Origin of the sequence: Cryobacterium suzukii (assembly GCF_004403185.1) — a bacterium.
Taxonomy (GTDB): Bacteria; Actinomycetota; Actinomycetes; order Actinomycetales; family Microbacteriaceae; genus Cryobacterium; species Cryobacterium suzukii.
In genome coordinates this window covers 524,952-532,345 of record NZ_SOHJ01000004.1, presented here as the reverse complement: position 1 = coordinate 532,345, position 7,394 = coordinate 524,952, and the positions used below count along the sequence as shown (strand labels likewise).

The 7,394-nt window shown below is 62.3% G+C and carries 6 protein-coding genes; all 6 read left to right on the top strand.

Annotated features, from left to right (window positions below):
* Positions 1-431 precede the first annotated feature (431 nt).
* The 6 genes from E3T39_RS06945 to E3T39_RS06920 all read left to right on the top strand — a co-directional run bounded on the left by E3T39_RS06945 (position 432) and on the right by E3T39_RS06920 (position 7,361).
* On the top strand, positions 432-971 hold the full coding sequence (locus E3T39_RS06945; protein WP_134513951.1) for a hypothetical protein: 540 nt from the start codon (positions 432-434) through the stop codon (positions 969-971).
* A gap of 71 nt (positions 972-1,042) precedes the next feature.
* The gene (locus E3T39_RS16695) at positions 1,043-1,333 is read left to right on the top strand and encodes an RNA polymerase sigma factor (protein WP_420898151.1); all 291 of its coding nucleotides are present in this window, start codon (positions 1,043-1,045) and stop codon (positions 1,331-1,333) included.
* Between the two features lie 958 nt (positions 1,334-2,291).
* Positions 2,292-3,386, top strand: a complete 1,095-nt coding sequence (locus E3T39_RS06935) for an S-(hydroxymethyl)mycothiol dehydrogenase (protein WP_134513949.1) — start codon at positions 2,292-2,294, stop codon at positions 3,384-3,386.
* Complete coding sequence (locus tag E3T39_RS06930) at positions 3,386-4,027, top strand: MBL fold metallo-hydrolase (protein ID WP_134513948.1); 642 nt, start codon at positions 3,386-3,388, stop codon at positions 4,025-4,027. Before E3T39_RS06935 ends, E3T39_RS06930 begins: the two co-directional genes overlap by 1 nt.
* 63 nt (positions 4,028-4,090) lie before the next feature.
* Positions 4,091-4,735, top strand: a complete 645-nt coding sequence (locus E3T39_RS06925; RefSeq protein ID WP_134513947.1) for a TetR/AcrR family transcriptional regulator — start codon at positions 4,091-4,093, stop codon at positions 4,733-4,735.
* Positions 4,736-4,841: 106 nt separating this feature from the next.
* A complete protein-coding gene (locus E3T39_RS06920; protein WP_134513946.1) occupies positions 4,842-7,361 on the top strand; it encodes an MMPL family transporter in 2,520 nt (839 codons plus the stop codon).
* Positions 7,362-7,394 lie beyond the last annotated feature (33 nt).

Below are 7,394 nucleotides of genomic sequence, written 5' to 3'. Positions count from 1 at the left end.
AATCGACCCCGCAAAACGCTCGGCGGCATCACACCCGCTCAAGCCATGCAACGACTATTGTCAGAGCCAGAAAAGCCCATCGTTGCGACGACCGGTTGAATCCGCCTTCCCCTTTAGAGACGCGAAATTGTATTCGCCGATTTCATACGTCAGTGTCACACTTTGACCTCGGCCGGTCATGTCCTAGGTATAAGGCTGATGAGAGGACGAGGTTCACGGCAATCACTGATGATGAACTTGACGGGCGACTGCGAAGTGGTCGAGTAGAAGTACGGGGCGAGATTCTTCCCTCTGGAGTGGTATCTGCGCTCATTTCCGATACCCGTGCGACGGCTCGAGGCCGAACGCTGCGAACGCGTGCCACGGCCGCAACGGCGGCGGTTGCGATAGTGCTCGGCGGTATTGTGGCTGGACCAGCGACCGCTGACATTGTGCAGAAGTTTCTGGCGCAAACTGTTTTGAATCCGTCTGTGGATAGTGTCGCCAGTCCGAGCGAGAAAATGATCGATACCGCCGCATCCGATTTTCCCGAGTACGCGGCCTCGATCTATCCGCAGTGGCTGCCGATCGCGCCCGGTCAGACACAGCAAGGGGTTATCGCGCGGGTCGTAGCGCAGCAGGCGACGACGCCTGCGCTGACCCCGGAGTTGAATGTGCAGCGCAGTTTTGAAACCGTCGTGTACTCCGCGTGGATGAGTGAATGGATCGCCGCCCACGACGCAGGAGATCAAGCCAGGATGAATGCCGCCATTGCTGTGTTGGAGGACACTCCAACCTGGCCGGCACTAGTGGCCACGGACGGCGGGGGTGTCACTAAGCTAATGGCCGGATTCGTAGCTGAAATGGCCGACGGTAACGCTGAGGTCGCGCAGGCCGCGGCACAATATGACGGCAACCCGGCCTGGGATGGCATTGACCGTGATGCCCTCATTGCGGAGCTCTTCGCCAAATACATCCCTGAGCCGCTGTGAGCACCGTTGAGGGAATCGATGGGCTCGTATTCGTGGACCAGGTCGCGGTGGTCGTGCCCCTTCAGGACGTTATGCGGGAACTGATCCCGGACCTTCTCGGCTATTTCTTGAATCGGTTAGATGATCGTGAGGATGCCGCAGACGCGGTAGCTGATACGTTGCTTGTTCTGTGGCGGAAGGAGCGCGCGGTGCCGGCCGGCACCGAAGATGCACGACGATACGCGTTCGGCGTGGCACGAAAGATTCTCCTCACTGCACGACGTGGTCGCCGGCGCTACACGGCCTCAGAAGTCCGGTGGCGGGTCGATGCACTCGAACAGACTGAGTGGAAGCGGGGTGGCCGATGGGGTGGGCTGAGTTAGGGGGTCCCCAAGTCGTTGTGTTCGGCCAAACGATTGGACCCATAAGATGAGACGTTAGCCCAGAATGTGGGTTTTCACTTCTTTGTGTCCTGCCTCGCGTTATAACTGCCAAACGCCAGACGCGCACTCTCCGGGACCCACGCCGGGGAAGTGACCGGATCGACGAGACGAGATTGAGCCCATGTTGCGCTCGTGTCCACGCCCTTGCAGGGAACTCGTCGAAGGAACTATTTATTGAGAGATGCACGGGTTGTGACAGTTCTTCTTCTTCATGAGGAAGCCTCCCAAGCACCTTCGATCGTTCTGGTGCGGGTAAATCAGTTTGGACACGTTCCTGCGGTGCTGATCGACCCCATAGACCGCAGGGGCCTTATTGTTGACGGCATCTGGTTAGGCGCGGATCTCGACGACCGTGCTAGCGGTACCTCTTATATCAAAGTTCGAACAGGGAGATGGAGCCCAGGAACGGCTAGGCGCGTTGCGCCAGAACTAAATCATTTAGTTTCTCGGTGCAAAACGTGCGGGAAAGAGGCGGTGTTCCGCCGAAATCCATTCTTCGGGCGAGGTATATCTGTTCACGAATTCATTATTCAATGTTCCGAGTATTCCCACGTTGAACTCGTGCGGACACCCGCATCATCAACTCCTGCCACACCTCTAGCGGGCGAAAGTCAAGTGCGCCCGACACGGCGCCGTCGCTCCCTTTTCCGTCGCGCACGCATGGCCGACTAACCCTGTCTTCGATTGTCGTCAGTCGCTCGATCTTTTGGTACTCGGTGCATTTCCGCGAACTCATCAGCACATGCAGTGGGTCGTATTCGCGGGGGCGTGTGCGAAACGAGCAATTGCTCGTTCCTGATTTGCGCGTGGCTTCTGGACCGCTGTCAGGAGACCGCCGTCACGCGAGCGCCTCCGATAAGGTGAAAGAGTCCTAGTCACCCTCGATCGGAGGAGCTCCATGCCCACCACAGTCTCAGGCGTCATCGCCCGCTCCAAGGGCGCGCCGGTCGAACTGGTCGAAATTGTCATCCCCGATCCAGGTCCAGGCGAAGTCATCGTGGACATCGAAACGTGTGGCGTCTGCCATACCGACTTTCACTACAAGGAGGGCGGCATCAATGACGACTTCCCCTTCTTGCTTGGGCATGAAGCCGCCGGGCGCGTCAGCGTCATCGGCGAAGGCGTCACCCACGTCGCGGTCGGCGACTTCGTGGTGCTCAACTGGCGCGCCGTCTGCGGCGAATGTCGGGCCTGTAAGCGCGCCGAACCCTGGTACTGCTTCAACACCTTCAACGCGACCCAGAAGATGACCCTCACCGACGGCACCGAGCTCAGCCCGGCCCTCGGCATCGGCGCCTTCGCCGAGAAAACCCTCGTGCACGCCAAGCAGTGCACCAAGGTGAATCCGGATGCCGACCCCGCGGCCGTCGGACTCCTCGGCTGCGGCATCATGGCTGGCATCGGAGCGGCCATGAACACGGGCAATGTCGGTCGAGGCGACTCGGTCGCCGTGATCGGCTGCGGCGGGGTGGGGGATGCTGCGATCGTGGGATCACGCCTGGCTGGAGCATCCGTCATCATCGCCATCGACCGCGACCCCAAGAAGCTCGCGAAGGCCGCGCAACTCGGCGCCACGCACAGCATCGACTCGTCGAACCTCGATGAGGCGGGCGTCGTCGCAGCCGTGCAGGCATTGACCGGCGGGTTCGGCGCCAACGTCGTCATCGACGCGGTCGGCCGTCCCGAAACCTGGCGGCAGGCGTTCTACGCCAGGGACCTTGCCGGCACGGTCGTGCTGGTCGGGGTGCCGAACCCCGAGATGATGCTCGAAATCCCACTGATCGACGTCTTTGGGCGCGGCGGCTCGCTTAAATCTAGCTGGTATGGCGACTGCCTGCCGGAGCGCGATTTTCCCATGCTGACCGACCTGTACCTGCAGGGACGGCTACCGCTTGACGAATTCGTCAGCGAGAAGATCGGTATCGGCGAAATCGAGGCTGCATTTGAGAAAATGGCACTCGGCGACGTGCTGCGCTCGGTGGTGGTGCTCTGATGACCGCGCGCATTGACCACCTCGTCACCGTCGGCACATTCAGCCTCGACGGCGGCACCTGGGACCTCGACAACAACGTCTGGATCGTTGGCGACGACACCGAATGCGTCGTCATTGATGCCGCCCACGACGCCGACGCGATCCTGAAGGCCGTAGGCGACCGTAAGCTCCTGGCCATCCTGTGCACCCACGGGCACAACGACCACATCGGTGCAGCCGCCAGCGTGAGCGCGGCAACGGGCGCCCCGGTCTGGCTGCACCCAGCCGACACCATGCTGTGGGAGATGGTCCTTCCAGCGGATGCTGCGGCGAGCCCGCGCCCGAACGCGCTGGAAGACGGCCAGCGCATCGCCGTTGCCGGAATCGAGCTTGAGGTGCTACACACGCCGGGGCACTCACCAGGATCGGTCTGCTTCTCTTCGCCGGAACTCGGCACGGTGTTCAGTGGCGACACGCTTTTCCACGGCGGGCCGGGCGCTACCGGCCGATCCTTCAGCGATTTCCCGACGATCATCGACTCCATCACCACTGCGCTGCTCACGTTGCCGGCGGCCACCGTGGTGCGCACCGGCCACGGTCAGTCCACGCTGATCGGCGACGAGGCGGACCACCGCGAAGAGTGGATCACTCGCGGGCACTGAGCAAGAAGCAGTTCACTAGAGTGCATCTTGCACTTTGTGCGTCGTTGCACTTAGTGTAAGCAAGTGATTTCACTCAGCACCGCCCCGGATCGCCGCGCCGACCTGAAGGCGCGGTACCGCCAAGCTATTCTGGATGCTGCCGATTCGCTCATTCGCGAGCGAGGCAAACCACAATTCAGCGTTGACGAACTCGCGGACCGCGCCGACGTCTCGAGGCGCACGGTTTTCAACCACTTCTCATCGCTCGACGATGTGATCATGACCACCTGTACGCGGGTGCTCAGCGCCACCGTCGACGAATTCCGTGCGGCGACGGCATCCACCCCGCTCGGAGACGGCAGTCGCGACGCCCTGTTCGATGAGATCACGACGGCACTGCGCACCATCGACCTGCCGCCCGTGGTCGCCTACCTCGCCGGCGTGCTCACGGTCGAGGGCGAAAACGGTCGCTCCCGGCACAGCATCGGTGACGTCTTCACCCGCACGACCGAACAGCTCTCAACGGAGATCGCCGATCGCACCAGCGCGATCGACGAATTCGAGGTTTCCGTTCTGGTCAGCTCGGTGATGAACGGCATCGCCATCGTATCGGCGCACTGGTTGGCTCGCACGGGTGGGACGCTCGACGCATCCTCCCGCACTGTCTGGCACGAACTGCTCGACCGCCTCATCGTCACGCTCCGTGCCGGATACGCGCCTTCCAACTGACCGCACGCATTCCGCTGGTGATCCACCACCTCGACTCCCGATGACGCGACGCGAGACGCCACCCCGGTCATTCGACCACACCTCACCCGAACAAGAAATTGAGAATATGGCATCGCTTCTCTACCGACTGGGCCGGTTCTCCGCCCGCCGAGCGTGGCTAGTCATCGTTGCGTGGGTGGTCATTCTCGGACTTGCCGTTGCTGCGTTCGCTGCCTTCGGTGGCACTCTCACGTCGTCCGTCAGCATCCCCGGCACCGCCACTCAGAAGGTCAGTGACGAGCTGGCGGCGAAGTTCCCGGCAGCCAGCGGCGGGCGGGGCACAGTCTTGTTCACCACGACCGACGACTCCGCCTTCACCGGCGCACAGAAAACCGCCATCGGCGCCCTGCTCACACGCGCGATCGGTCTAAACAATGTGAAATCGGCGACGAATCCCTTCGATACTCAAGCCCAGATCGATGACCAGGCGAAGCAGGTCGTCGACGGGCGGCAGAAGATCGCCGCTGGAACGGAACGGATCGACGCGGGGCAGGCGCAGATCGATGCGGCAACGGCCCAGGCCGCGGCTGGACAGGCCCAGCTCGATACCAGCCGCGCGCAGGCCGAGGCGGCGGGCCAACTCGCTGCTGCTCAACGGATGCTCGATGCACAGCAAGCGCAGATCGACGCGGGTCTGACCGCGATTGCCGAGCAACAAGCCACCCTGGATGCGAGCCGCACGGAACTCGAAACCCAGAGCACCATGCTCGAACAGGGAGCGGATCTGCTCGACCTGGCCGCGAGCATCCGTCAGGTCTCGACCGACGAGACGACCGCCATTGCGAGCGTGCAGTTCGACACCTCGCTCAGCCTGGTATCGGCAGAGTCGAAGGAAGCCGTTGTCGCGCAGATGAACGACTCCGGGATCGACGGTGTCACGGCTGAAGTCTCCAACGACATTGCCTCCAGCATTCCCGAGATTCTCGGCCCGGGGGAGATCGGCGGCGTGATCGTGGCGGCCATCGTATTGTGGGTCATGCTGGGCACCCTGATCGGTGCGGGACTTCCCTTGTTGAACGCGTTGATCGGCGTGGGCGTTGGCGTGCTCGCTTCACTCGCACTGTCCGGGGCCGTCGAGATGCTCTCCGTCACTCCGGTTCTGGGAGTGATGTTGGGGCTCGCAGTCGGCATCGACTACTCGCTCTTCATTCTCAATCGGCATCGCACCCAACTGAGCCATGGCCTGCACCTGCAGGAGTCGATCGGGCTGGCGAACGGGACCTCCGGCAATGCTGTCGTGTTTGCGGGTGCGACGGTACTCATCGCCCTGCTCGCCCTCAACCTCACCGGCATCCCCTTTCTCGGGCTCATGGGCACGGTCGGTGCCGTCTGCGTCTTCGTCGCCATTCTCATTGCGATCACGCTCACGCCGGCCGTGCTGGGCCTGGTCGGCACGAAGATCCTCACGAAGAAGGCCCGCGCGCGGGTCGGCCACGCCAGCAACCAGGCTCGGGTGCCCGTCAAGCCGATGAACACCGTACGCGCCGTCGTCACGGTGGTCGTGGGCATCGTCGTTCTGCTTGTCGTGGCCATCCCCGCGCTCTCGATGCGCCTCGGACTCCCCGCTGGCTCGTCCGAACCGCTGGGCTCGAGCGCGTACAACGCTTACAAACTCGCCGATGACAAATTTGGGGCCGGTGTGAATGGCCCGCTGCTCGTCGTCGCCGATCTCGAGACAGCCATCACGGATGAGGAACTGCTCGCTGAACAGGTGCGCATCGGAACAGCGCTCCGTGCCGAGAACGACGTCGTCGCCGTCGCGCCGATCGGAGCATCCGACGATGACCTGCTTCTCGCTTTCCAGGTCATCCCCGCCGAGGGGCCAAACAGCGAATCAACAGAGCAACTCGTGCGTGACCTCCGAGGAATCAACCTCGACGGTGTCGCATCCCTCGGCGTAGCCGGCAACGCATCCGGAAACATCGATGTGAGCGAAAAACTCGCCGCCGCGCTCCCGCTGTACCTTCTCGTTGTCGTGGGGCTCTCACTGATCATTCTGATCTTCGTGTTCCGATCGATCTTGGTGCCGGTAACCGCAACCCTGGGCTTTGTATTGTCGCTGTTCGCATCCTTTGGGGCGATCACGGCGGTCTTCCAGTGGGGCTGGCTCGGTGCAGTGTTCGGCATCCATGACCCTGGACCTATCTTGAGCTTCCTGCCTATTCTCGTTGTCGGTGTTCTGTTCGGACTGGCGATGGACTACCAGCTATTTCTGGTCAGCGGCATGCGCGAATCGTACGTGCACGGTGCATCGGCGCGCCTCGCCGTACAGCGCGGGGTGCACGCCGGGCGCACGGTGGTCATCGCCGCCGCGCTCATCATGGCCTCGGTCTTCTCCGGCTTCATCTTCTCGAATTCGGTCATGATCCAGTCGATCGGTTTGGGGCTCGCTGCCGGCGTGCTGCTCGACGCGTTTGTAGTGCGGCTGTTGATCATCCCGGCCGTGATGCACCTGCTGGGGGACGCGGCGTGGTGGCTGCCGAAGTGGCTGGAGCGCATCCTGCCCAACGTCGATGTTGAGGGTGCGTCGCTTGAGCGTTCACACCCGGTGGCCGCGGTCGAGGGTGTCCCAACGTCGATCGCCTAACCGCTCGCACGAGAGTCGGTGTATTAAACGGAA